The organism is Nonomuraea sp. NPDC049725 (genome assembly GCF_040674795.1).
Lineage (GTDB): Bacteria > Actinomycetota > Actinomycetes > Streptosporangiales > Streptosporangiaceae > Nonomuraea > Nonomuraea ceibae.
The window spans coordinates 48,228-73,571 of record NZ_JBFANJ010000009.1 but is presented as its reverse complement, the minus strand read 5'-3'; the positions used below and the strand labels follow the sequence as shown (position 1 = coordinate 73,571).

The 25,344-nt window shown below is 70.1% G+C and carries 21 protein-coding genes; 10 read left to right on the top strand and 11 right to left on the bottom strand.

Translation table 11 applies throughout. The features are described 5' to 3' along the window. Positions 1–22 precede the first annotated feature (22 nt). The 3 genes from AB0J53_RS23745 to AB0J53_RS23735 form a co-directional block, all read right to left on the bottom strand. A complete protein-coding gene (locus AB0J53_RS23745) occupies positions 23–1,180 on the bottom strand; it encodes an ROK family transcriptional regulator (RefSeq protein WP_219500909.1) in 1,158 nt (385 codons plus the stop codon). Between the two features lie 165 nt (positions 1,181–1,345). Next, complete coding sequence (locus AB0J53_RS23740; RefSeq protein ID WP_364175797.1) at positions 1,346–2,218, bottom strand: SDR family oxidoreductase; 873 nt, start codon at positions 2,216–2,218, stop codon at positions 1,346–1,348. Between the two features lie 60 nt (positions 2,219–2,278). Further along, positions 2,279–2,851 (bottom strand): TetR/AcrR family transcriptional regulator, encoded by a 573-nt coding sequence (locus AB0J53_RS23735; RefSeq protein ID WP_364175794.1) that lies wholly within the window; start codon positions 2,849–2,851, stop codon positions 2,279–2,281. A 114-nt stretch (positions 2,852–2,965) separates the two neighbouring features. Here AB0J53_RS23735 and AB0J53_RS23730 point away from each other — a divergent pair, with 114 nt between their 5' ends. After that, a complete protein-coding gene (locus AB0J53_RS23730) occupies positions 2,966–4,498 on the top strand; it encodes a carboxylesterase family protein (protein ID WP_364175791.1) in 1,533 nt (510 codons plus the stop codon). Here AB0J53_RS23730 and AB0J53_RS23725 read toward each other — a convergent pair. After that, positions 4,488–5,546, bottom strand: coding sequence for an MBL fold metallo-hydrolase (locus tag AB0J53_RS23725; RefSeq protein WP_364175788.1), 1,059 nt, complete (start codon positions 5,544–5,546; stop codon positions 4,488–4,490). The two genes, AB0J53_RS23730 and AB0J53_RS23725, sit on opposite strands and share 11 nt — an antisense overlap. Before the next feature lie 46 nt (positions 5,547–5,592). On the opposite strand from AB0J53_RS23725, the gene AB0J53_RS23720 reads away from it, so the two are divergent. Then, positions 5,593–6,432: a glutathione S-transferase C-terminal domain-containing protein gene (locus AB0J53_RS23720; RefSeq protein WP_364175785.1), complete on the top strand. Its 840-nt coding sequence runs from the start codon at positions 5,593–5,595 to the stop codon at positions 6,430–6,432. Here the strand turns inward: AB0J53_RS23720 and AB0J53_RS23715 are convergent. Together AB0J53_RS23715 and AB0J53_RS23710 are read right to left on the bottom strand one after the other, a co-directional pair. Next, positions 6,374–7,681: an MFS transporter gene (locus AB0J53_RS23715; protein ID WP_364175782.1), complete on the bottom strand. Its 1,308-nt coding sequence runs from the start codon at positions 7,679–7,681 to the stop codon at positions 6,374–6,376. The genes AB0J53_RS23720 and AB0J53_RS23715 overlap by 59 nt on opposite strands. Then, on the bottom strand, positions 7,678–8,250 hold the full coding sequence (locus tag AB0J53_RS23710) for a helix-turn-helix domain-containing protein (RefSeq protein WP_364175779.1): 573 nt from the start codon (positions 8,248–8,250) through the stop codon (positions 7,678–7,680). Before AB0J53_RS23710 ends, AB0J53_RS23715 begins: the two co-directional genes overlap by 4 nt. A 74-nt stretch (positions 8,251–8,324) precedes the next feature. Between AB0J53_RS23710 and AB0J53_RS23705 the strand changes: the two genes are divergently transcribed. From AB0J53_RS23705 to AB0J53_RS23685, 5 genes are all read left to right on the top strand, one after another. Beyond that, entirely contained in the window at positions 8,325–8,969 is a 645-nt protein-coding gene (locus AB0J53_RS23705) for a phenylalanine--tRNA ligase beta subunit-related protein (protein WP_364175776.1), read from the top strand. A 204-nt stretch (positions 8,970–9,173) separates the two neighbouring features. Further along, the gene (locus AB0J53_RS23700) at positions 9,174–12,824 is read left to right on the top strand and encodes a multifunctional oxoglutarate decarboxylase/oxoglutarate dehydrogenase thiamine pyrophosphate-binding subunit/dihydrolipoyllysine-residue succinyltransferase subunit (RefSeq protein ID WP_364175773.1); all 3,651 of its coding nucleotides are present in this window, start codon (positions 9,174–9,176) and stop codon (positions 12,822–12,824) included. Between the two features lie 139 nt (positions 12,825–12,963). Continuing rightward, positions 12,964–13,137: a DUF6104 family protein gene (locus AB0J53_RS23695; RefSeq protein ID WP_193318541.1), complete on the top strand. Its 174-nt coding sequence runs from the start codon at positions 12,964–12,966 to the stop codon at positions 13,135–13,137. Positions 13,138–13,228: 91 nt separating this feature from the next. Next, positions 13,229–14,032: a DUF4097 family beta strand repeat-containing protein gene (locus AB0J53_RS23690; RefSeq protein WP_357590257.1), complete on the top strand. Its 804-nt coding sequence runs from the start codon at positions 13,229–13,231 to the stop codon at positions 14,030–14,032. After that, entirely contained in the window at positions 14,029–14,757 is a 729-nt protein-coding gene (locus AB0J53_RS23685; RefSeq protein ID WP_219500889.1) for a PadR family transcriptional regulator, read from the top strand. The genes AB0J53_RS23690 and AB0J53_RS23685 overlap by 4 nt, the downstream gene beginning before the upstream one ends. A gap of 35 nt (positions 14,758–14,792) precedes the next feature. On the opposite strand, the gene AB0J53_RS23680 is transcribed toward AB0J53_RS23685, so the two are convergent. The 5 genes from AB0J53_RS23680 to AB0J53_RS23660 form a co-directional block, all read right to left on the bottom strand. Next, positions 14,793–15,749 (bottom strand): zinc-binding dehydrogenase, encoded by a 957-nt coding sequence (locus AB0J53_RS23680; RefSeq protein WP_364175768.1) that lies wholly within the window; start codon positions 15,747–15,749, stop codon positions 14,793–14,795. 9 nt (positions 15,750–15,758) lie between these two features. Then, positions 15,759–16,622, bottom strand: coding sequence for a hypothetical protein (locus AB0J53_RS23675; RefSeq protein ID WP_364175766.1), 864 nt, complete (start codon positions 16,620–16,622; stop codon positions 15,759–15,761). 44 nt (positions 16,623–16,666) lie between these two features. Next, positions 16,667–17,092 (bottom strand): type II toxin-antitoxin system VapC family toxin, encoded by a 426-nt coding sequence (locus AB0J53_RS23670; RefSeq protein ID WP_364175763.1) that lies wholly within the window; start codon positions 17,090–17,092, stop codon positions 16,667–16,669. Continuing rightward, entirely contained in the window at positions 17,079–17,330 is a 252-nt protein-coding gene (locus tag AB0J53_RS23665; protein ID WP_364175760.1) for a hypothetical protein, read from the bottom strand. The genes AB0J53_RS23670 and AB0J53_RS23665 overlap by 14 nt, the downstream gene beginning before the upstream one ends. Before the next feature lie 99 nt (positions 17,331–17,429). After that, positions 17,430–18,869 carry an acetyl-CoA synthetase gene (locus AB0J53_RS23660; RefSeq protein ID WP_364175757.1) on the bottom strand — a complete coding sequence of 480 codons (1,440 nt, stop codon included), beginning with the start codon at positions 18,867–18,869 and terminating at the stop codon, positions 17,430–17,432. Between the two features lie 927 nt (positions 18,870–19,796). Here AB0J53_RS23660 and AB0J53_RS23655 point away from each other — a divergent pair. From AB0J53_RS23655 to AB0J53_RS23645, 3 genes are all read left to right on the top strand, one after another. After that, a complete protein-coding gene (locus tag AB0J53_RS23655) occupies positions 19,797–20,894 on the top strand; it encodes a trypsin-like serine protease (protein ID WP_219500877.1) in 1,098 nt (365 codons plus the stop codon). Between the two features lie 204 nt (positions 20,895–21,098). Further along, the gene (locus AB0J53_RS23650) at positions 21,099–22,259 is read left to right on the top strand and encodes a hypothetical protein (protein ID WP_219500875.1); all 1,161 of its coding nucleotides are present in this window, start codon (positions 21,099–21,101) and stop codon (positions 22,257–22,259) included. A 1,424-nt stretch (positions 22,260–23,683) separates the two neighbouring features. After that, entirely contained in the window at positions 23,684–25,213 is a 1,530-nt protein-coding gene (locus AB0J53_RS23645; RefSeq protein ID WP_364175752.1) for a hypothetical protein, read from the top strand. The last annotated feature ends 131 nt before the right edge of the window (positions 25,214–25,344 follow it).

Below are 25,344 nucleotides of genomic sequence, written 5' to 3'. Positions count from 1 at the left end.
TTTCAGGCGATCTCCCGCAAGGTCAGGCGTTGACGATGCGGTTGATGTTGTCCGGTGACAGGTAGTGCTCGATCGCGAGAATCCCGGCGCCCAGTGCGGCGGCGTTGATCCCCATGCGGCTCGGCACGATCGACAGGTGGTGGGTGGCCAGCGGCAGGGAGCGGCGGTAGACGGTCTCCCTGATGCCGGCGAGCAGGTGTTCGTGGACCCGCGAGAGGGCGCCGCCGATGACGATGACCTCGGGGTTGAAGAAGTTGACCAGGCTGGCCAGCACCTCGCCGATGAGCCGGCCGGCCTCTCTGACGAGCCGCAGCGCCTGGGTGTTGCCGGCCTGGACGAGCGCGACGACGTCGGCTCCCGACTCGGCGGCGACGCCCAGCTCGGTGAGGCGGCGGGCGACGGCGGCGCCGCCTGCCACGGCTTCCAGGCAGGCGCTGTTGCCGCAGCGGCAGCCCGCCTCCTCGTGGCCGTTGACGCGGATGTGGCCGATGTCGCCGGCCGAGCCCTGCGCTCCCCTGTGGAGGGTGCCCTCGGCGACGATGCCGCAGCCGATGCCGGTGCCGACCTTGACGAACAGCAGGTGGCGGATGTCGCCGAAGGCGTTGCGGTGCTCGCCCAGGGCCATGACGTTGACGTCGTTGTCGACGAGGACGGCGGTGCCGCCGAAGTATTCAGGGATCGGGTACTCGTTCCAGCCGGGCATGATCGGCGGGTTGTTGGGCCGCCCGGTGGCGAACTCGACCGGGCCCGGCACGCCCATGCCGATGGCCCGCAGCGCCGCCCTGGGCCGCCCGGCCTCGGCGAGGAGCCGGTCGAGGCGGCCGTCGACGTGCGCGAGCACGGTCTCGGGGCCCTCCTCGATCAGCAGGGAGTCCTCGCACTCGGCGAGCACGTCGCCGGACATGTCCATGAGGGCGATGCGGCAGTGGGTGGCGCCGAGGTCGACGCCGGCGAAGGCGTGCTCCTCGGTGTGCAGGCGGAGCTGGCGGGGCGGGCGTCCCCCGGTCGACTCGCCGCTCTCGGTCTCCTCGACCAGACCGCGCTCGATCAGCGCGTCGACGCGCTGGGAGATCGTGGATCGGGCCAGCCCGGTGAGCCGGGCGAGGTCGGAACGGGTCGTCGCGGAGCCTGCGCTGATCAGCGTCAGGACGTCGCCGGGCGAGCCCGGGGCGGGGGTCATGCCGCGACAATAAGATCACTCATCCGGCAATTCAAGAGTGCGAGCCGCCCAAACTCGCCGTACTTCTGTCGATGATCGAACAAAGCCCGATTTTTCGGCATAAAACAGGGCACCGACCCGTACGGATCGGCGCCCCCGAACGTGAACCCGCCGGCGCAGCGCCTGCTAGAGCATCGCCTTCATCGAGTCGCCCGCCGTGAGCACGTACGGCTGCTCGGCCATGACGGACGCCCAGTTGTCCGCCAGCGCCTCCGGCGTCAGGTCGTCGCTCTTCCAGCCGGGCCCCTCGGCCACGAACACCCGCGCCACGCGCCCGCCGCCGACGCTGAAGACCTCGCCGCTCGCCTCGCACGAGTCGTGCACCAGGTAGGCGACGAGCGCGCTGACCCGCTCGGGCGTGAACTTCGCCTCGAACTCGGCGGGCAGCAGCGCCTCGGTCATGCGCGTCCAGGCGATCGGGGCGATGGCGTTGGCCTTGATGCCGCTGCGCGCGCCCTCGATGCCGAGCGTCTTGGTGAGCCCGACCAGGCCCATCTTGGCGGTGGAGTAGTTGGCCTGGCCGAAGTTGCCGAACAGGCCGGCGGGGCTGGAGGTGTTGACGATCCGCCCGTAGCCGGCCTCCTTCATGAACGGGTAGGCCGCCTGGCTGACCAGGTAGGAGCCGCGTACGTGCACGGCGAGGACGCTGTCGAAGTCCTCGACGGTCATCTTGCCGAACGACTTGTCACGCAGGATGCCGGCGTTGTTGACGACAATGTCGATCTTCCCGAACGCGTCGACGGCGGCCTGCGCGATGGCCCTGGCGCCTTCGGGGGTGGCGACGTTGTCGGTGCTCGCGACGGCCTGGCCGCCGTTCTTGGTGATCAGCTCGACCACGTCGGCGGCCGGGCCGCTGGAGGCGCCGGTGCCGTCGAGCGCGCCGCCGAGGTCGTTGACGACGACCTTGGCGCCCCGCTCGGCCAGCAGGAGCGCGTGGGAGCGGCCGAGGCCGTGCCCGGCCCCCGTGACGATCGCGACCCTGTCATCGAACCGAAGCATCGAACCTCCAGCCAGGAGAACAACATTCTGGTAGGAGCACCATAACCCGAGCCGGGGCGTTCAGCCGAGCAGCTTGGCGACGGCCCGCAGCCCGTCGAGCACCTCGGCGGCGCTGGGCGCGCTGTCGGGGTCGCTCAGGCACTGCACCATCACGCCGGTCATCAGCGCGACCTGGACCGTGCCCAGCGTGCGCGCGGACCGCTCCGGCACCGTGTCCTCCGGCACGCTCTCCAGGATCGCCGCCATCCCGGCCCGCCCCTGCCGGGTGCCCTCGGCGAGCGCCGGGCGCAGCTCGGGCTGACGCTGGGCCTGCATGAACAGCTCGACCGAGGCCAGCCACAGGTCCGGATGGGCACTGAAGTCGGCGAGCAGGCCCTCCCACATGCGCGCGTAGTGCTCGGCCGCCGCGCCGCCGGACTCGGGCACGAGCGCCCGGCCCATGGCGTCGCCCCACTCGTCGAGGATCTCGAACAGCGCCTTGTTCAGCAGCGCCTCGCGCGACCCGTAGTGATAGCCGATGGCGGCCATGCTGACGCCGGCGGCGGAGGCGATGTCGCGCACGCTGGTGCGGTCGTAGCCCTTCTCGCGCAGGCACCGCTTGGCCCCGTCGAGCAGATCTTCCCGGTTTCCCATGCCGGGCAGCATAGCAACCGTGTCATGCGACCGCCTTAGGCGAACGACTTGCGCGATCGCCCAAATGCCCGTACCGTCGTCTGCAGATCACCACGAGACGGGAGAAACACCCAGATGACCCCCTCCTACGGACGGCTCGCGGGCGTGCTGGCCGCCGGCCTGCTCGCCACGGCGACCCCCGCCCTGCCCGCCGCCGCCGCGACCGCTCCCGTCGTGGTCGGCACGGCCGCCGGCGAGGTGCGCGGATCGGCCGCCGCCGGCGTCCGCTACTTCCAGGGCATCCCGTACGCCGCGCCGCCCGTCGGCGACCTGCGCTGGACCTCGCCCCGGCCGGCCGCGTCGTGGACCGGCGTGCGCGACGCCACCCGCCCCGGCCCGGCCTGCGCCCAGCCCACCGGCTACCCGATCGGCGTGCCCAGCGAGAACGAGGATTGCCTCTACCTCAACGTCACCACCCCGGCGAAGGCGAAGGGCAAGCTGCCCGTCGTCGTGTGGATCCACGGCGGCAGCCTCATGTACGGCACGGGCGACATGTACGGCCCGGCGCGGCTCGCCTCGGCGGGGGCGGTGGTCGTGTCGATGAACTACCGGCTGGGCGTCATGGGCTTCCTCAGCTCCCCCGCGCTCGGCGGATCGGGCGGCTTCGGCCTGGAGGACCAGCAGGCGGCGCTGCGCTGGGTCCGGGCGAACATCGGCGCGTTCGGCGGCGACCCCGGCAAGGTGACGATCATGGGCCAGTCGGGCGGCGGCTACGCCGTCTGCGGCCACCTGGCCTCGCCCGCGTCCAAGGGCCTGTTCCACCGGGCGATCGTGCAGAGCGCCCCCTGCGCGACGGGCGGATCGCGGACCCGCGCCGCCGCCGAGGCCGAGAGCGCCAAGGTGATCGAGAAGGTGGGGTGCGAGGAGGCCGGCGACGTCGCGGCATGCCTGCGCGCGGTGCCGGCTGCCGACCTGCTCGCCGCCTACGGCGCCTTCGCCGAGCCGCGCCCGGTCGCGGGCACCGCGCTGCTGCCCCGCACCCCCGCGCAGGCGCTGCGCGACGGCCGGTTCAACCGGGTCCCGGTGCTGGTCGGCGTCAACCACGACGAGGAGCGCGGCATGGTCGCCGGCGCGGAGCTGGCTCCCGGCGGCCGGCCCATGCGCGCCGGGGAGTACGCGCCCGCGATCCGAGCACAGTTCGGCGCCGACGCCGCCGCCGTGCTGAAGCGCTACCCGCTGCGGGCCCACGGCTCGGCCGGGGCGGCGCTGGCCGCCGTGCGCACCGACCACGCCTGGGCGGCGCCCACGCTCGACACCGCCCGGCTGCTGTCACGCTGGACGCCCACCCGGATGTACGAGTTCGCCGAGAAGGACACGCCCTGGTTCGCCGGCTACCCCGCCACGAGCTTCCCGGTGCGCGCCCAGCACATGGCGGAGCTGCCGTACCTGTTCGACCTGAAGCTGTTCGAGAAGCTGCCGCCCCGGCAGGCGCGGCTGGCCGAGCGGATGACCGGCGCCTGGGTGCGGTTCGCGGCCACCGGCGACCCGGGCTGGGCGCGGTTCGCCGAGCGCGACCGGCACGTGCGCTCGCTCACGGCCGGGACGTGGAAGCGCGCCGCGTTCGAGCGCGACCACGCGTACGCGTTCTGGACGGGGCTCAGCCGCTGACCCAGCGGTCCGGCTCGCCGGGCTCCCGGCGGGCCCGGCCGCGCGCCTCCAGCCACACCAGGTGGGCCAGCGTCTCGTTGTTGGCCGCTCGGCGCATGAACGCCGGGATCGACTCCCACGGCCGCGACCACGTCAGCCGGGTCGCCGCCTCCCAGCAGCTCACGCCGTCCGACGCGGCGAGCACGCCCTCGATCTCGGCCAGCCGCTCCTCGTGGTGGGCCATCACGTGGTCGACCCGCCCGGCCAGCTCCAGGAAGCGGTACTCGTGCGCGGGCAGCACCTCCTCCACGTCCAGGGCGCGCACGGCGGCCAGCGCGCCGAGGTAGTCGGCCAGCGGGTTCGGCCCCGACTGCGGGTGCACCGCGACGATCGGCGTGATCCTGGCCAGCACGTGGTCGCCGGAGAACAGCAGCTTCCTGGACGGCGAGGTGAAGCAGAGGTGGCCCGGCGAGTGCCCCGGCGTCCACAGCGCGCGCAGGTCCCAGCCGGGCAGGCCGAGCCGGTCGCCGTCCTCGATGAGCCGGTCGGGCTTGGCCGCCGACACCAGGTGCCTGATCATCATCGACGCGCCGGCCAGCTCGTCCAGCGTGGCCGGGGGCACGCCGCAGCGCGCCAGCAGCGCCCGCTCCCGGGCGACCAGCGACTCGATGGCGGCCTCGTCGTAGCGCTCGTGGACCAGCTCGGCGTCCGCCGGGTGCAGCCCGATCCACGCCCCGGACGCCTCCCGGACGCGTCCCGCCAGGCCGTAGTGGTCGGGGTGGATGTGGGTGACGAGCACCGCCTTGACGTCGGTGATCGCGTAACCGGCCACGGCTAGCCCGGCGACCAGCGCGTCGTACGCCTCGTCGGTGTTCCATCCGGCGTCGACGAGGGCCACGCCGTCGTCGCATTCGAGCACGTACACCAGGACGTAGCGCAGCGGGTTGATCGGGATGGGCACCGGCACCGACCACAGGCCCGGCCGCACCCGCTCCACCTCGGGGATCGTCCCGCCCGTCCATGCCGCACGCTGCTCCTCGCTGGAAGGAGTCACCACGAACTTCGCCATGCCCGAGATTCTGCCCGGCGTTCCGGAAGCATGTTCTACTGGGGGCATGAAACGTGAAATCGCCGATGACGGGCGCTTCGTCAGGCAGCCGAACCGTTTCACCGACCGCCTCGGCCCGCCCGAGCCCGGCCGCTACCGGCTCTACGCCTCCTACGCCTGCCCGTGGGCGCAGCGGGCGCTGATCGTGCGCCGGCTCCTGGGCCTCGAGGACCTGCTGGACGTGACGATCGTGGACCCGATCCGCGACGAGAAGGGCTGGCGGGTCCCCGGCGGCATCTACCTGTCAGAGCTCTACCTGGCCACCGACCCGGACTTCCGGGGCCGCTACACGGTGCCGTGCGTCTGGGACGCCAAGGAGGGGCGGATCGTCACCAACGACTTCCCGCGGATCACCCTCGACCTGGAGACCACCTGGAGCCGCACGCCCGACCTCTATCCCGAGGCGCTGCGCCCCGAGATCGACGCCATGAACGAGCGCGTCTACCACGGTCTCAACAACGCCGTCTACGAGGCCGGGTTCGCCACCGCCCAGGAGGCGTACGAGGAGGCCGTGGGCCGCGTCTTCGCCACGCTGGACTTCCTGGAGGAGCGGCTGACGGGCAGGGAGTTCCTGTTCGACGCGCTGACCGAGAGCGACGTGCGCCTCTACACGACGCTGGCCAGGTTCGACAGCGTCTACTACGGCCACTTCAAGTGCTCGGTGCGCCGCCTGACCGACTATCCGGCGCTGTGGTCGTACGCCAGGAGGCTGTACGCGATCCCGGCGTTCGGCGAGACCACCGACTTCGACCACATCAAGCGGCACTACTACGTCACCCAGACGAACATCAACCCGAGCCGGATCGTACCTGTGGGGCCGGAGCTGGACTGGTCCGCGGCATCCTGACGAACAGCAGCGCCGAGGCCATGATCAGGCAGGCGGCCACCGACCAGGCGGCCACCGTGCCCGCCCCGGTGGCCAGCGCGCCGAACCCCAGGTTGGACGCCGCGGCGCCGCCTTGCAGGGCGAGCGAGCTCGTCGAGGTGACGGTGTTGCGCCGCCCGGCGTCGACGGCCTTGTGCGTCATCTCCAGGCAGAGCAGGCCCGCGACGGCGAGCCCGGCGAACAGCACGACGTAGGCGGTCGCGGCGGTGATCAGCCCGGCCGCCCCGCCGAGGCCCGCGGTCGCGGCCAGCGCCCCGACGGAGGCCGAGGTCAGCACGGTCCCCGCCACGGCCCCGGCCACCGGCGACGGCCCTCCCGCACCGGTGACGCGGCCCGCCAGCCGGGCCGCCCGGGGCGCCATCGCGCTCCCGAAGGCGCTCCCGGCGAACCCGAGCGCCGCCACGATCGCGTACGCGGTGCTACCTTCCTCGGCGGTCCCGGCGAGCTCGGCCAGCCGTCCGGGGGTGAGCAGCTCGACGGCGGTCAGCGCGACGCCCGACCCGGCGGCGACCAGCATGAGCCGGCGCAGCACCGGCGCCCCGGCCACCAGGCGCACGCCCTCGCCGACGGTCGCGGGCACGCCGCGCAGCAGCCCGCGCGCCGTCACGGCGGAGGCGTGCTCGCGGGCGGGCTCGGGCAGCGCGAGCAGCGCCACCACCAGCAGGACCGCGGCGGCGACGGCGCCGCCGGCGGCAGGGACGGCGAGCGGGGGCAGCGGTCCGGGCGGCACGAGGAGGGGGACGAACCCGCCGGCAAGCACGCCCACGCAGAGCGCCACAGACTCCATCGCGCCGCCCCTGGCCAGCCCGCGCCCCAGGTCGGCGTCCGGCCCCTCCAGCTCGTGCAGCGTGTCGACGTACCAGGCGGTGGCGGGACCGCTGGACAGCGCCCGGCCCACGCCCTTGAGCACCGCCATCGCCAGGAACATCCACACCGTGGTGGAGACCGCCATCAGCGCGAGCGCGGCGAGCGTGAACGCGGCGGAGGCGGCCAGCACGACGCGGCGGCCCGCGACGTCGGCCAGCCCGCCCGTGGGCAGCTCCAGCGCGATGGTGACGACCGAGAACACGGTCGTCACGAGCCCGACCTGGGCGAGGCTGAGGCCCCGCTCGGTCATGAGCAGCACCATGACGGGCAGCATGAGCCCCAAGGGCAGCCACGTCAGGAAGTTGACCAGCATGTAGCGCCGCAGCGCCGAGCGGGGGGTCACGTCTCGTCCTCCTCCTCCGGACGGCGCGGGAAGCCGCCCACCCACACGTGCACCTGCTCGGCGTCGGGCGCGCCTGCGTAGCGGGCCCCGAGATCCTCCAGCAGCTCGTCCACCCGCTCGTGGAGCTCGCGCAGGGCCGAGGCGGGCAGCCGGACCAGGCTGTCGCTCAGCCCGGCCGCGCGCACCCACGCGTCGGCCCACTCGCCCTCGTCGAACTCCCGGACCCGCTGCTCCAGCACCGCCACCTGGCGCAGCCGCATGATCTTGACGGCCTCGCGGCCCTCGGGGCTGGCCGACATCTCCAGGTTGTCCCAGGAGGTGTAGCGGTGGCGGGAGCGCCAGCGCCGCTCGCGGCCGTCGCGCCGGTCGGGGTCCTCTTCGATGAAGCCGTACTTGGCGAGCTCGCGCAGGTGGTAGCTGGTCGAGCCGGAGCTCTCCCCCACCACCCGACCCAGCTCGCTGGCGGTGGCCGGCCCGTCGGCGCGCAGCAGGCCCAGCAGCCGCACCCGCAGCGGGTGCGCCACGACCTTGAGCACCTGCGGATCGCTGATCTTGAACTCGTCCTCCATGCCCTGACGATAAACCGCAAAGACAATTTTGCAAAGAGCTTTTTGCGGTATGGCCGCCTTCTAGACTGAGGCGCATGCTTGACGACATCACGGTGGACGAGGCGGTCCTGGCGCTGCGCCCCGACTTCGCCGTCCTGGCCATGACGGCCCACGGCCTGCGCAACGGCCCCACCGACGACCTGACCCGCGGCTGGCTGGCCGAGGCGTCCGCGCACAAGGTCCAGCCGGCCAAGATCGACGCCTGGAAGGACGCCTACCGCGCCTTCGGCGCCAAGCCGCAGCGCACCCGGCCCTCGGTCGACGCGCTCACCCGCAGGCTCCCGCTGCCGGAGATCAACCAGGTCGTCGACGCGTACAACTCGATCAGCGTGAAGCACGCGCTGCCCATCGGCGGCGAGGACCTCGACCGCTATTCCGGTCCGCCCCGGCTCGTCAGGGCGACCGGCGAGGAGGCGTCGGAGGAGGCGCTGGGGCAGCCCGAGCCCGGCGAGGTGATCTGGCGCGACGACCTGGGCGTCACCTGCCGCAGGTGGAACTGGCGCCAGGTGGTCCGCACCCGGCTCACCGAGGAGACCACCAACGCGATCTTCCTGCTGGAGCGGCTGGAGCCGATGTCGCTGGAGGAGCTGAAGGAGGCGGGCGAGGAGCTGGCCGATCTGCTCACCCGGCTGTCCCCCGACGTCCGGATCGCCTCCAGGCTCGTCGTAGGCGGGAACTAAACCTCCGTTCCCGCTGTTGATACCAAACGGTAATGTTGACGGCACCACCTGGATTGACTGGGGGCGCGTGACCTCTCGGGACACTCCTGAGAGGATCAGGCGAGGCGGCAGCGGCTCGCGGGCGCGCGCCGTCGGTCCGGGCGAGTAGCCTTGGACAGGTTCTCTAACATCAACGCCGATCTGCGGAAGAGGGCGATTTGCGCCGTGTCGTCTGAGTCGTCGCGGACAAACCCGCTGGCAAGCTTTGGTCAGAATGAGTGGCTTGTCGACGAGCTGTACCAGAAGTATCTCCAAGATCCCGAGTCTGTCGACAAGGCTTGGTGGAACTTCTTCGCTGACTACAACCCTGATTACGGACCGGGCCGTACCCCGGTCAGGGAGGCGGCGAACGGCACTGCAACCGCGCCCGCTTCCGCTCCGGTCAAGGCGCCGCCACCGGCGCCCGCCGCGAAGCCCGCCGAGAAGCCCAAGCAGCCCGTCACCCAGGTGCCCAAGGGCGCCGAAGAGGTGAAGCTGCGCGGGGCGGCGGCCCGCACGGCCGCCAACATGGACACCTCGCTGACGGTCCCCACCGCCACGAGCGTCCGGGCCATCCCGGCCAAGCTGCTCATCGACAACCGCATCGTGATCAACAATCACCTCAAGCGGGGTCGCGGCGGCAAGGTCTCCTTCACGCACCTGATCGGTTTCGCGATCGTCAAGGCGCTGAAGAGCATGCCGGAGATGAACTACTCCTACGCCGAGGTCGACGGCAAGCCGACGCTGGTCAAGCCCGAGCACGTGGGCTTCGGCCTGGCCATCGACGTCCAGAAGAGCAACGGCGAGCGCCAGCTCCTCGTGCCGTCCATCAAGGCCGCCGAGGACATGGACTTCCGGCAGTTCTGGATGGCCTACGAGGAGGTCGTCCGCAAGGCCCGCGCCGGCAAGCTCGGCGTCGACGACTTCACCGGCACCACGATCTCGCTGACCAACCCCGGCACGATCGGCACGGTCCACTCCGTCCCGCGCCTGATGCCCGGACAGGGCACGATCATCGGCGTCGGCGCGATGGAATACCCGGCCGAATACCAGGGCGCGTCCCCCGACACGCTCTCGCGCCTGGCCGTCTCCAAGGTCATGACGCTCACCAGCACCTACGACCACCGGATCATCCAGGGCGCCCAGTCGGGCGACTTCCTGCGCACGATCCACCGGCTGCTGCTGGGCGAGGACGGCTTCTACGACGAGATCTTCGAAGACCTCCGGATCCCGTACGAGCCGGTCCGCTGGGTGCGCGACATCTCGGCCTCCCACGACGAGGACGTGGCCAAGTCGGCGAGGGTGATAGAGCTCATCCACGCCTACCGGGTGCGCGGCCACCTCATGGCCGAGACCGACCCGCTGGAGTACAAGCAGCGCAAGCACCCCGACCTCGACATCCAGTCGCACGGCCTCACGCTGTGGGACCTGGAGCGCGAGTTCGCCACCGGCGGCTTCGGCGGCCGGCCGCTGATGAAGCTGCGCGAGATCCTGGGCGTGCTGCGTGACTCCTACTGCCGCACCGTCGGCATCGAGTACATGCACATCCAGAACCCCGAGGAGCGGGCCTGGATCCAGGCACGGGTGGAGAAGCCCTACGCCTCCCCCGAGCGTGACGAGCAGCTCAACATCCTGAGCAGGCTCAACACCGCCGAGGCGTTCGAGACGTTCCTGCAGACGAAGTTCGTCGGCCAGAAGCGGTTCTCGCTGGAGGGCGGCGAGTCGCTCATACCGCTGCTCGACTCCGTCATCAGCGACGCCGCCGACGAGGGCCTCGACGAGGTCGTCATCGGCATGGCCCACCGCGGCCGCCTCAACGTGCTCGCCAACATCGTGGGCAAGTCCTACGCGCAGATCTTCGGCGAGTTCGAGGGCAACATCGACCCGCGCACCGCGCACGGCTCCGGCGACGTGAAGTACCACCTCGGCGCGACCGGCACGTTCACCGCGCCCAGCGGCAAGACGATCACCGCCTCGGTGGTCGCCAACCCGTCGCACCTGGAGGCGGTGGACCCGGTCCTGGAGGGCGTCGTCCGCGCCAAGCAGGACCTGCTGGAGCGCGGCGAGGAGGGCTTCACCGTCCTGCCCGTGCTCGTCCACGGCGACGCGGCCTTCGCCGGCCAGGGCGTCGTGGCCGAGACGCTCAACCTGTCGCAGCTGCGCGGCTACCGCACCGGCGGCACCGTGCACGTGGTGGTCAACAACCAGGTGGGCTTCACCACCTCGCCGGCCTCCTCCCGGTCCTCCGTCTACGCGACGGACGTGGCCCGGATGATCCAGGCGCCGATCTTCCACGTCAACGGCGACGACCCCGAGGCCGTGGTGCGCGTGGGCGAGCTCGCCTACGAATACCGCCAGGCGTTCCGCAAGGACGTCGTGATCGACCTCATCTGCTACCGCCGCCGCGGCCACAACGAGGGCGACAACCCGGCCTTCACCCAGCCGCTGATGTACGACCTGATCGACGCCAAGCGCTCCACGCGCAAGCTCTACACCGAGGCGCTGATCGGCCGGGGCGACATCACGGTCGAGGAGGCCGAGTCGGCGCTGCGCGACTACCAGGCCAAGCTGGAGCAGGCGTTCACCGAGACCCGCGAGGCGGCCAAGAAGCCGCTGGAGGCGGGCGCGATGCGGGTGCCGCCGACCGAGGTCGTCAAGTGGTCGCACGCCGACACGCCGACCGCGATCAGCGACGAGACGCTCAAGCGCATCGTCGACACCCAGCTCAACCTGCCGGAGGGCTTCACCGTCCACCCGCGCCTGGCTCCGGTGCTCCAGCGCCGCGGCCAGATGGTCGAGCAGGACGCGATCGACTGGAGCATGGGCGAGACGCTGGCCTTCGGGTCGCTGCTCATCGACGGGCACCCGGTCCGCCTGGTGGGCCAGGACTCCCGCCGCGGCACCTTCACCCAGCGCCACGCGGTGCTGGTCGACCGGGTGACCGGCGCGGAGCACACCCCGCTCAAGTCGTTCAACGAGGGCACCACGAAGCTCTACATCTACGACTCGCTGCTCAGCGAGTTCGCGGCGCTGGGCTTCGAGTACGGCTACAGCGTCGTGCGTCCCGACGCCCTCGTGGCGTGGGAGGCGCAGTTCGGCGACTTCGTCAACGGCGCCCAGACGATCATCGACGAGTTCATCTCGTCGGGCGAGCAGAAGTGGGGCCAGCGCTCCGGTGTCGTGCTGCTGCTGCCGCACGGCTACGAGGGCCAGGGTCCCGACCACTCCTCCGCCCGCATCGAGCGGTTCCTCCAGGTCTGCGCGCTCGACAACATGACGGTCGCGCAGCCCACCACCCCGGCCAACTACTTCCACCTGCTGCGCTGGCAGGTCGAGTCGGGGCGGCACAAGCCGCTGGTCGTCTTCACGCCCAAGGTGCTGCTGCGGCACAAGCGGGCCACGTCCAAGGCGTCGGACTTCACCTCCGGCACCTTCCAGCCGGTGATCGGCGACACCACGGTCGATCCGGCCAAGGTGACGAAGGTCGTGATGTCGTTCGGCAAGATCTACTACGACCTGCTCGCGGCCCGGGAGAGCGCCGGCCGTGACGACGTCGCGCTGGTCCGGATCGAGCGGCTCTACCCCTACCCGGCCGAGGAGCTCGACGCCGAGCTGTCCCGCTACGGGGCCCAGGCCGAGCTGGTGTGGGCGCAGGACGAGCCGGTCAACATGGGCGCCTGGCCCTACCTGTCGCTCAAGCTGGCCGAGGACCCGCAGCTGCTGGGCGGCCGCCCGCTGCGGCGCGTCTCGCGTACCCCCAACAGCTCGCCCGCGGTCGGCTCGCACGCCGCCCACGACGCCGAGCTTGAGGAGATCGTGAAGCAGGTCTTCGGCTGACCGTCGCCGACCGCCTGAGTGAGCCCCCGCCCCGGCGGGGGCTCACTGCTCGATAGGGTCGGAGCGCGGGCGTGCGGACGCCCGGATTCCGGCCGCGGATCTCGCTTCGCGGCTGACGAGTTGACTGAACGGGAGCACCATGTATTTCACTGATCGGGGGATCGAGGAGCTGGTCGAGCGGCGGGGTGAGGAAGAGGTCAGCCTGCTGTGGCTGGGCGAGCGGCTGCGTGAGTTCGTCGACCTCAACCCGGAGTTCGAGACCCCGGTCGAGCGGCTGGCGACGTGGCTCGCCCGGCTGGACGACGAGGACTGACCCTGCTCCACAACGCGATACATCTTGAGTTTTCGACAGACGCGACATATCGTGTCTGTCGGTAGGAGTGTGTCGCCAGAGAGGCGGGATCATGCAGCAGTGGACGATTGAGGGCCCCGAACAGCTCACGTTCGGGGCGGTGGACTCGCTCGACGTGCGCATCGTGGCGGGCAGGCTGGCCGTGCTGGCGAGCGACGGGCCGCCGACCCTGGAGGTGGCGGAGTTCGACTCGGCCTCCCCGCTGATCGTCACGTACGACGAGGACACCCGCGAGCTGAGCGTCGCCTACAAGGACCTGACATGGGACGGGCTGCTCGGCTGGCTGCGGCGCGACCGCCGCCGCACGGTCGCGACGCTCGCCGTGCCGCGCCACTGCCGGGTCAGCGCCGGGGTGGTCACGGCGTCCGCCGTGGTGGCCGGGTTCGAGCGGACGACGCTGGTCAAGAGCGTGTCCGGGGAGATCGTGCTCGACGGTGTGAGCGGCGAGGTGAGCGCCACGACCGCCTCCGGGGCCGTGGAGAGCCGGGCGATGGAGGGCGACCTGTCGTTCAAGAGCGTCTCAGGCGAGCTGACCGTGGCCGGCGGCACGCCGCGCAGGCTGCGCGCCAACACCGTCTCCGGCCGCATCACCGCCGACCTGCGGCTGCGTCCGACCGGGCACGTCACGCTCAGCACCGTCTCGGGCGCCATCCTGGTCAGGCTGCCCGAGACAGCGCAGGCCGACGTCAGCATGAGGTCCACCTCCGGACGGCTGGTCAGCGCGTTCGACGAGCTGGCCGGCACGAACGGGCCCGGTATGAAGACGATGTCCGGGCGGCTGGGCGGCGGCATGGCGTCCCTGAGCGCGACGACCGTGTCCGGCGAGGTCACGTTGCTCAAGGGGGAGAAGCGATGAGTCCCGTCTTCGGTCATGGCCGGCTCCGGCTCTACCTGCTCAAGCTGCTGGAGGAGAGCCCGCGCCACGGCTACGAGGTGATCCGGCTGCTGCAGGACCGCTTCCTCGGCGTCTACTCGCCCTCCCCCGGCACCATCTACCCGCGCCTGGCGCGGCTGGAGGAGGAGGGCCTGGTCACCCACGAGGTGGTCGACGGCAAGAAGGTCTTCTCCATCACCGACAAGGGCCGCGAGGAGCTCAACGACCGCCTCGACGAGCTCGACGACCTGGAGGAGGAGATCGCCGCCTCGGTGCGCGACATCGCCCGCGAGGTCAAGGAGGACGTACGCGACACCGTCAGGTCGCTCCGCGAGGAGCTGACCAGGATGGCCAAGGACGTCCGGGTCGACGCGCGGGTCGACGTCCGCCGCCAGCAGGCCGAGTTCAGGCGCCTGCGGGAGGAGCAGGCCCGCCAGTGGCGCGAGCACGCCCAGCACTGGCAGGACGAGAGCGGCCGCCTCACCGGCGAGTGGCGGCGCATCTGGAGCGAGGTGTGGAGCACGCTCGGCGGCGCGCCCCCGTCGCGGGCCAAGCTCGACAACGAGCTCGGCGAGCTGCTCGCCGACTTCGTCGGCGGCGTGCGTGAGGAGGCCTCGCAGGCCAGCCTCACGCGCGAGAAGATCGACGAGCTGCGCACGGCGCTCGACGAGGCCGCCACCCGCGTCCGCGACACCCTCCGGTCATGATCCGGTACGGCCTGCGCCCACCGCTGCAGCGCCTGTCAGCCAGTAAAGACGATCTTGCCGAACACGTCGCCCTCGTCCATGGCGGCGAACCCCTCGCGGGCCCGCGTCATGGGCAGCGTCCGGTCGATCACCGGCCGGACGCCGGTCTGCTCCAGGAAGACGGCCAGCCGCTGGAGCTGGTCGCGGGTGCCCATCGTGGAGCCGACCACCGAGAGCTGCAGGAAGAAGACCCGGTTCAGGTCGGCGGGCGGCACGGCCCCGCTGGTCGCGCCGGAGACCACGATCCGGCCGCCCGGCCTGAGCGACTTGAGCGAATGGTCCCAGGTGGCCTGGCCGACGGTCTCCATCACCGCGTCGACCCGCTCGGGCAGCCTGGCGCCCGGCTCGAAGACCTGGTCGGCGCCGAGCTCGCGAGCCCGCTCCCGCTTGTCCCCGGACCGGCTCGTAGCCCAGACGCGATAGCCGCCCGCCCGGCCGAGCGCGATCAGCGCGGTCGCCACGCCGCCGCCCGCGCCCTGCACGAGCACGGTCGCGCCCGGCTCCAGCCCGGCCTTGTCGAACAGCATCCGGTAAGCGGTCAGCCAGGCCGTCGGCAGGCACGCGGCCTCCTCGAAGCTGAGCGCGGCGGGCTTGGGCACGAGGTTGCGGCACGGCACGGCCACCCGCTCGGCGAACGTGCCGTCGTAGGTCTCTGACAGCAGCGACCGCTTCGGGTCCAGCGTCTCGTCCGCGCCGGAGCCGATCACGGCGTGCACGATCACCTCGTTGCCGTCCTCGTCGACGCCGGCCGCGTCGCAGCCGAGCACGATCGGCAGCCGGTCCTGCCGGATGCCGACGCCCTTGAGCGTCCACAGGTCGTGATGGTTGAGCGCGGCCGCCCGCACCGAGACGGTCGTCCACCCGTCGGGCGCCTTCGGCTCCGGGTGGTCGCCGAGCGTCAGCCCGGCGAGAGGATTGTCGGGGTCGGTCTGTGTGGCGGTAACGGCGAACATGGCCGCACCCTACTTCAGAGTGATCCTGATCCCGTCGAGCGCCGCCTTCACGAACCCCGGGTCGCCCGCCGCCGCGATCCGCACCCCGCCCCGGCACACGCTGCTGACCGGACGGCCACGCCCCCGCACCCCGCGCGGCAACCGGTCCACCTCCGCGCACGAGGGAATCAGCACCACCATGTCGCTGATCCCGCCGCCGAACCACAGCTGCGGCCCCACCGGCTCACCCCGCACCCGCTCCCCCGGCTCCGCCATCCGCACCCGGTCCGTGCCCGACAGCGTCAGATAGCCGCCGGTCACCTCCCCGCGCACGTCCCCGGCCACCGCGACCCGCTGCGCGTAGTCGAGCCCGCCCGGCCTGTCGTACATCGCCATCCGCCACCGCCCGAACCTGAACAGCAGCACCTGCCCGTACGCGCCGCTGCCCGCCTGGCGCGGCCAGAGCGTCACATGCGGGGCGAACGCCCGGATCGGCTCCCCGCCCCTGGTCACCTCGGCCTCGCCGTTGTAGGGAGCGACGAGCTCCCGGTAGTCGCCGTCGACCCACACGCCCTGGAACGGCCGCACCCCCAGCCGGTCGAGCCCCAGTCGGGCCGGATAGCGCACCTCGGCCCGCACCCCGTGCGGGAACACCACCTCGATCGTCTCGCGCCCGTCCCGCTCCCGCGCCTCGGGGTGCAGCACGTTCGGCGCGCTCTCCACCCGCTTCAGCGACCGGATCGGCGCCGTCTCGCGGACCGGCTCCGGCATCGGGTCGCGGCTGGCCAGCAGGCTGACCACCGGCACCACCAGCAGCGCCAGCACCACCACGAGCCCGACCCAGCGACGCCGGCCGCGCTCGCCCGCCTCGATGACATCGAACTGATCGGCCACGACGGACCTCGCCGGGGGGTGGGCGTCTCTTCTTGTCCTCCAGTTCAGTTGAGCGGCGACCGCCAGCGCAACCCCTCGAACCTGGCGAAATCCTTGTCACAGGTCACGAATTCACAACCATGCTCAATGGCCAGCGCGGCCAGGTAGGCGTCAGGCACCAGCTTGCCCGCCGCCCCGGCCTCCCGGCACAGGCGGGTGAAGATCTCCCAGTGCCGCGGCCCCGCGTGCACGACCACCGCGTGCGGCTGGTTGCGGACGCTCGCCGCGAAGCGACAGGCGGTCGCGAAGCTCGTGGCTCCCGGTATCCGCGCGTTGGTGACGACGCGCAGGAAGCCGTTGATGACGAAGTCGCTCACGGCGTAGGCCTCGTCTCCGTGCAGCAGCTCCTGGAGCGCGGCGAGACATGGCTCGTGATGCTCCATGTCACGCCGCTGGGCGTTGACCAGCAGGTTGACGTCAAGCATCCGCATGCCGGCCTCCGAGGACCTTCTCGATGTCCTCCAGGTCGATCAGCTCCCTGATCTCCGTCCAGGTCAGCATCGGCCCTGCGGCCTCGCCGGACAGGGGGAGGTCGATCGGGGGCCGCTGCGTCGTTTCGGGGCGGTTGAGCAGTTGTCGCAAGGCATCCTCCATCACCGAGTTGAGACTGCGCCCGTTGCGGGCTGCGTACGCCTTCGCCTCGTTGAGGAGCGTTTCGTCGATGCGCACCGTGGTCCTCCGCATGACTCCAGCGTCCGCTGATGACATAAAAATGTCAACAGCACAGAGTAGCCACGCGCTCACGATTTTTGCATCGCCTTTACGGAATCACCACCGAGCGACATTCACCTTCCCGTCCGTCGTCACCCGGACGGCCTGCCCCACGAGCTCCCGCGACTCGGCGTCCGCCATCAGCTCCTCCTCCAGCACGTGCGCGTACGCCCGCCCGCCACCCGGCAGCTCGACCACCACGTACCCCCGCTCGGCACCCCCGTCCCGCCCATGCGCGACCGTGTACCCGGCCACCACCGCAGCCCCCTCGTACGTGTCGACCACCGGCACCGGCTCCGCCGTGAACACCGGCGCCCCGTCACCCAGCACGCCCCCCGGCTCGGTGGACCACACCGCGTACGCGTGCTTCGTCAGGTGCATGCCGACCCCGGTGACGAGCCCGTGGCCCGGCCAGGCACGCAGCAGCCCGGCCATGGTGGCGGTCGAGTGCAGCACGTAACCGCTGGCCGGCCCGCCCGCGTACGGCAGCCCGCCGGTGACGGTGAGCCCGCGCGCGTCCATCGGATCCAGTCCGATCGCATCGCACGCCTGCCGCAACGCCACAGCGAAACAGCTGTACACGTCCAGCGCGTGCATGTCGTCCAACCTCAGCCCGGCCCGCTCGAACGCGACGCCGGCCGCCCGCCCGATCGCCTCCGACGACCCCAGCGCCGGCCGCGCCGCGACCTCCCAGGTGTCCTCCGCGTACGCCCAGCCCCGCAGATACACCCGCTGATCGGCTGGCACCCCGAGCCGATCGGCCAGAGCCGTGCTGACGAGAACGACGGCCGCCGCCTGATCGACCTCCAGCACCGCCACGGTGTTCCTGGTGTACGGCCACCCGACGAACCGATTGCCCGTCACCAGCTCCTCCGGGCCGCGCACGCTCCGCCGCCACGCGTACGGGTTCGCGGCGGCCACCTCGGTCATCGGCGCCATCATCCGGCCCCGCTCGCGCATCTCCTCCTCGACGGACTGACCGCGCGCCGCCCGCCGCGCCGTCTCCATGATCGCGTACGTGTGCACCGGCAGGAACAGCTCATGCGCGAGCTCAGCGGGATGCGGCGGCCGTTCCCAGCCGTAGGGCGGCTTGGGATCGGCGGCATGACCCCACGGCACCCGCTCCCCCGCCAGCCGGTACGCCCGGCGCGTGGCCAGCGCCTCGGCCCCGACGACGAGCGCCGAGTCGAGGCGCCCCTGGGCGATCTCGCTCGCGGCGGCCCCGATGAGCAGCTGCGGCGCCGTGCCGCTGACCTTGGAGTACACCTGGTGCCGCGGCGTGGCGCCGAGACGCTCGGCAAGCCTGCCGGTGGGCGAGTCGTACTGCCAGGAGTCGGTGTACACGATCTGGATCGAATCGAGCCGCCCGACAGACAACCGCGCCTCCCGGGCAGCGGCGCGGGCCGTCTCCTCCCAGAGGTCGAGCGGTTCGGGACCGGGCTGCTCACGAACAGTGCACTGCGCGACGCCCACGAGGCAGGGGGTGCGTGGATCCATGCCATCATCTAACCAGAACAAGGTTCGGTTGATAAGAAGTGACGTTTGGTAAGTGCGGTTATCTCTGCCGTTCTCAAACAGAGGCGATTTCGCTGGTCCTCAACAAGCCCTAACCGTTCTATCCCATTTACCGCCGCCTCCTGGCCGACTTGCCCAGTTGACGATCCAGTTCTGGAAACCCGGACCGGCTCGAAGCTGCGGCCGATCACGACGCCCCGCATCAACAGCCTGCGCCCGACCAGGGCCGCAAGGGGTACCCAACAGCGTGGGCCACGCCCTCTCCACAAAGTGTGGGCGTCTACTGGATTTTCGCCTTACGCGCGCCGGAAACACCAATCCCCGCAACGGAGGCAACTAAAAGCAATTACGCCACCAGCCGCGCAACATGCACAGCGACTTCACAGCGATGGATGCCTTAGCCAAGCATCACGGTCGACTGAAAGAAGGACCGGCGCGAACGCCGACGGCCTCGACGTCAGTGTCGACGGCCAGGGCTTCACCCGGAACCGCGACGCCAGGGCGACGATGTTCTCCTTCGGCTACCTGCCGGCGGCAACCCTCGCACCGACAGCACGACGGAATGCGGCGAGACCGAGCCGATGCCCGCCTCGGTGGCCAGCACGTCAGCCGCGTTGCTCGTTCACCATCTGCTGCCGGCAGCAGGCAACCGCTGGACCGGCAACATGTCGCAACCAATCAGTATGCCCAGGGGCACCCCTCACCTCTGGACCAGGGCCTTCAGGTGGCGCCGGAAACCGCAGTCGACCTGGGGTGACGTGGTCCAATAAATGATCATTGGCGGCATGTTTGACATGCTCCTTATAGGACACGGGTCACGCTTGATCAGATAACGAATCTCCATCCGAGCTGCAATAAGGGCTGTTGATCTGGAAAAATCCACCCTTACAACCCCAAGAAAGGCAATTCATGATCCCCCGGGCCAGGCATCTGGCGGCCGCCGCGCTCAGCGGCGTGCTGCTGACGCTGCCTGCCCTCACCGGGGTCGCGCCCGCCGCCCAGGCCGCGTCGGCCAGCAAGGTGCAGACCGTCACGCTGGCCAGGACCAAGGCGGACGTGCAGAAGGTCGCCGACTACTGGAAGCCGGACAAGCTCAAGGACGCCGACAGCTACAGTCCCGCCGCGCCCGCCTCCGAGGCCGCGCCCGCCTCGTCGAGCGGCGCCGTGAGCGTGTCGAACCAGGCTATCGCCGCCCTCCGGAAGGCGCAGGGCACCCAGAACGTCGCTCCCGTCGCCCCCAAACAGGGCGCGGCCAAGACCATGGGCAAGGTCTTCTTCCGCTTCGGCGACAAGGAGTACTGGTGCTCGGCCAGCTCCGTCGCCGCCAGGAACCTCAGCGTGGTCGCCACCGCCGCACACTGCGCCTACGACCCGCGACAGGGCAAGGCCGCCGATTACTGGATCTTCGTCCCGAACCCCACCAACAGCGGCGAGATGCCCGACGGCATCTACGTGGGCTCCTCGATCAGCATCCACGAGGACTGGGTCGGCAAGAACGACTACGACTACGACTACGCGTTCGTCACCGTTCACCGGGGCTTCACCTGGGAGAAGCAGGGCGCCAAGTACGTCGCCAAGGACGTCGGCCGGCTACAGGAGAACGTCGGCGGCCAGGGCCTGGAGCTGGGCAAGAAGGCGCCCGTGTCGCGGGTCGACGCCTTCGGGTACCCCGCCGGCCCGCAGCCCGACGGCACCCGCCCGTTCAACGGCACGACACTTCAGACCTGCGTCGGCAGCACCCGCAAGGCCGTCGCCCCCAGCCTGGAGCTGAACTTCGGCGTCCAGCTCGCCCCCTGCAACTTCAGCAAGGGCGCCAGCGGCGGCCCCTGGCTCGTCGACTGGCAGTCCGCGAGGAAGCTCGGCAACCTCGTCGGAGTCAACAGCCTCACCTGGAACCGTGACGCCAAGGGTGAGTTCGACGCGGTGTCGTCCCCGTACTTCGGAGCCGTGACCGGCGACGTCTATCGCCACGCCGCCGCACAGAAGATCCTGTCAAATGTGATGTAAGTCATATGCAACTCCCCAGTAACGGGGGGTGATCAGCTCATACCTGGATCTCGGTACGATCACGGCAACCATTCAGAGGTTTACCTGATCTTCTTTCCGCCCGCATGGCCCGGGTTGGCCCTGTACGGTTCCGGACTGTCCGTTTGCTGACAATCAAAGCGCACGAAGGCGCCGCGTCAGCGTAAGGGAAAGCCTGGAGTTACCTTGAAGCGAATCCTTCTCCCCGTCGGCGGCGCCGCTCTGGCCACCGGCCTGCTGGCGACCGGCCTCACCGGCACCGCAGGGGCCAGCGCCGACGTGGCGATCGACCCCATGGCCAGGAACACGAGTCAGGCGGCCTCCGTCGCGTCCTTCTGGCTGGCCTCGAACGGTGCCGCCCTCCGCCGCGCGACCGCCTACACGTGGGACTCCAAGCAGGTCCGCAAGGTCGTCTCCACCGGCGGTTACAACCCTGACGGCCGTCCCGCCAGCGTCGCCCCGACGAGCAACGGAGGCGGCGGCAGCTCCTCCAACGTGAACCTGCCCAAGACCATCGGCAAGGTCTTCTTCGTCGACGGCAGCGGCAAGTTCCGCTGGTGCTCCGCCACGTCGATCCAGTCGAACTACCGCAACCTGGTCGCCACCGCCGGCCACTGCGTGTACGACACCGACGCCAACCGCGACACGATGGACTACTGGGTCTTCGTCCCCGGCTACTACCAGGGCAAGGCGCCGTGGGGCATCTACGTCGGCAAGACCGCGTACACCCACTACGACTTCGGCGTGTACGAGGACTACGACCGCGACTACGCGTTCGTCACCGTCTACAACGGCATCCAGTTCGAGGGTGCCAAGCGGGTCAGCAAGTCGGAGTACAACCGGTTCAGCGGGCCGAAGCGCTCCTGGGGCGGCCACCACTACATCCTGCTGTCCAAGGACGCCGGCCGCCTCGGCGACAACGTCGGCGGCCAGGGCGTCGCCTGGAACCAGCCGCCGAACCGCACGGTCCGCACCTTCGGCTACCCCTCCGCCCCGCACCCCGACGGCGACAAGCCGTACAGCGGTGTGACGCCGAAGCACTGCTACGGCAAGACCACCTCCAAGACGGTCGGCGCCTCCTGGCTCAAGATCGACGAGCACATCGGCCTCAAGTGCGCCGTGACCCCCGGGTACGACGGCGGCCCCTGGCTGTCGCAGTACAACAACGGCAAGCGCCTCGGCTACGTGAACGGTGTCACCAGCACCTTCGCCGACCAGGACGCCAACGACCGCATCGACTACATCACCTCGCCGTACTTCGACGGTGAGACGGCTTCGATCTACAACGAGGCCAAGAACAAGTGGTCCGGCAAGATCGTCGGCCGCAACGGCGAGCTGTACAAGTAAGCCCCCTCCTCGAAAGGCCCGGCCCTCACGGCCGGGCCTTTCGGCATTCCCGGCCTCCCTCTTCTTGGTACGTCGCCCTACGGCCGCATGGTCCTCGCCCATCAGGCGCTCCGCGCCGCGCCCTGCTCGGGCTGTGCTCCTGGGGCTCCGCCCCGGACGAGGGGCTCCGCCCCTCGCGCACCCCACCCCACGTGGGCCGTCTGGCCACGGAACAGAGGCGAACCATCGATGCCGCCACCGGAACCATGCAGCCGGAGCGGAACACCCCGCGTTCCTTGGGCGAAGCCATGACTCCCCGGATGTGGTCCCGCCGGCCTCACGGGGTGTCCGTCTTCCCTTGCTTCACCGGGGGGCGGGGTGGAGGAGAGGCGACGCCGTAGCCAGGCGTCCAGTTCACTCCGCTCGCCAAGCCGCCCACGCAGGAGCTCCTTTGCGCCTCACGCTCCAGCTGCGGCCGGAGACCGGCCACCACTGCCCGTTGCCCTGGTGGCGTCGCCGAGCAACCGCCCCGCATTGACGTACTCCCCAGCCGATCACCAGGGCCACCGCTGATGGCCGCGGCGTCACCAGGCCGAGCTCCCAGACCTCCAGCACACGAGCAAGCGCGTCGCGAACCGCCCATTCCCTGCCCTAGATGGCCGCCAGAGCGCGCTCGAGGCGTACGCGCGGGCCGACCGTACGACCTCCGGTCAGGCCGAGTTGCACGGGCCCGTGCCTCCAACGCGGAGTCGTCCACGTAGAGGCGACCCGGCCGCCGGGTCTGACCGGCGCAGGACGCTCACAGCCCCGATGCACGAGGCCGAAGGAGGATCAGCCCCCATGCTCTGTCCGAACGCCCCCTTCAGCAGCCGAATGCAGCCAAATCCGAGACAGCGCTCGATGCGGGCGGCAGACGGCACGCACACGTCCGACGCCACTACGGGCGGCCTGAACCCTCGGCACCAGCGGCCGGTGCACGAGATCCGCCACCGGCACCCACCGTTCCGCCCCACCGGCACCCCCGAACGCCCGGAACGGAAGGGAAAGCCGCCACCCTCAAACGGACAAACCGTCACGTATCTCCGACTGCGGAACCCGAACCTGAACGTTCCCTGTGAAGATCAGAGCGAATTAGACGGAACACACGCCAATCCGGTTCCTGTGATCTGAGTCACATTTGACTGGCCACCCTATGCACATGCCCGTTAACGGAACTTCGGCACCATCTGCCACAACCCCGCCATGCCCTGCAAAAACGCATCCAATCGATCACTCGCCGCATTCGACCTTGACTGGTAACGGAATGGTAACGCGAGTCGGGGCCCCAACCGATCGGGTCATTTCGGCTTTCACCTGCGGAGATCACCGCGCTATGTTCCTTGCTATCCCTTTACTGACGCATGGGTCGCACGTTGCGGCCCACGACAGACCAAGGAGCAGTTCCCTTGAAGCGCATCCTCATCCCCGCCGGCGGCGCCGTCCTCGCCACCGGCCTTCTCGCTGCCGGCCTCGCCGGCTCGGCGACGGCCACGAGCGACATCGCCAAGGACCCGATGGCGACGAGCGCTGCCAACGCCAAGGCCATCGCGGACTTCTGGGCGGACAACAACAACGCTGCCCTCAAGGCCGCTACCCAGTCCAACGTCTGGGACAACGCCGACGTCGCCAAGCTGAAGACCGCCGGCGGCTACAGCGCCGACACCAAGCCCGGCTCCGCCGCGCCGATCGGCGAGGAGAAGAAGAGCTCCTCGAAGTCCCAGAACGTCAACATGCCGAAGACCATCGGCAAGGTGTTCTTCGTCAACAAGAAGGGCGAGAAGAAGTGGTGCTCCGCCACTTCTATCCAGTCCAAGTACCGCAACCTGGTCGCCACGGCCGGTCACTGCGTGTACGACACGGCCACCAACGCCGACACGATGGACAAGTGGGTCTTCGTCCCGGGTTACTACCAGGGCAAGACGCCGTACGGCATCTACGTCGGCAAGCAGGCCTTCACCCACTACGACTTCGCCGTCTACGAGGACTACGACCGCGACTACGCGTTCGTGACCGTCTACAACGGCGTGTACCTGGGTGGCGGCAAGGCCAAGCAGGTCTCGAAGTCCGAGTTCGAGAAGCACCAGGGCATCAAGGAGGCCAAGGACGTCGAGATCAGCCGGACCGAGTTCCGGCAGTGCAAGCTCGACCCCACCTCCACGGTCGCCTGCTGGGTGAAGCGTGGCAGCAAGGCTGAGCCCACCGGTCCCGACTACCCCGGCGCCCAGGTCGCCAAGGTCGAAGTCAGCGCCGACAAGTACAAGGACGCTCGCGTCGGCAAGGGCAACGGCTTCAAGTTCGGCGAGCCGGTCACCGACATCGTGACCGACTCCGAGGCGGCTGCTTACAAGAAGAAGCAGGAGCAGAACGCCGAGAAGTACCCGGCGACCGTGAAGCAGGACGCTCGCGGCAACTGGACCATCACGCACTACTACGTGCAGCAGTGGTACAAGCCGGGTTCGGACACGAAGTTCTACAAGACCGTCTTCACGATCATCGAGGGCTACGTCAAGGACGCCGGCCGCCTCGGTGACGTCGTGGGCGGCCAGGGCTTCGCCTGGAACCAGCCCACCGGCAAGTACGTGCGCGTGTTCGGCTACCCGGCCTCCGCGCACCCTGACGGCCACAAGAACTACACCGGCATCACGCCGAAGTGGTGCTACGGCAAGACCACCAAGAAGCTGGTGGGTTCCGCGGCCAAGAAGATCGAAGAGCACGTCGCGCTCAAGTGCGCGATGACCGAGGGCGCCGACGGTGGTCCCTGGCTCTACAACTACAAGAACAGCAAGCGTCTCGGTTACGTGAACGGTGTCACCAGCACCTTCAACGACCAGGACGGCAACAACCGCGTCGACTACATCTCCTCGCCGTACTTCGACGGTGAGACGGCGTCCATCTACAAGGCCGCGGCCAACTCCTGGTCCGGCAAGGTCGTCTAAGTAGTTAGCTCGTCACTGTTCGACACTGTTTGACCCGAAGGGCCCGGCATCCGCCGGGCCCTTCGGCATTCCGGCGGGAAAGTGTTGGGCGTTTGGACGCACGGGAGGCTCAGACGGTGCCATCGAAGCAG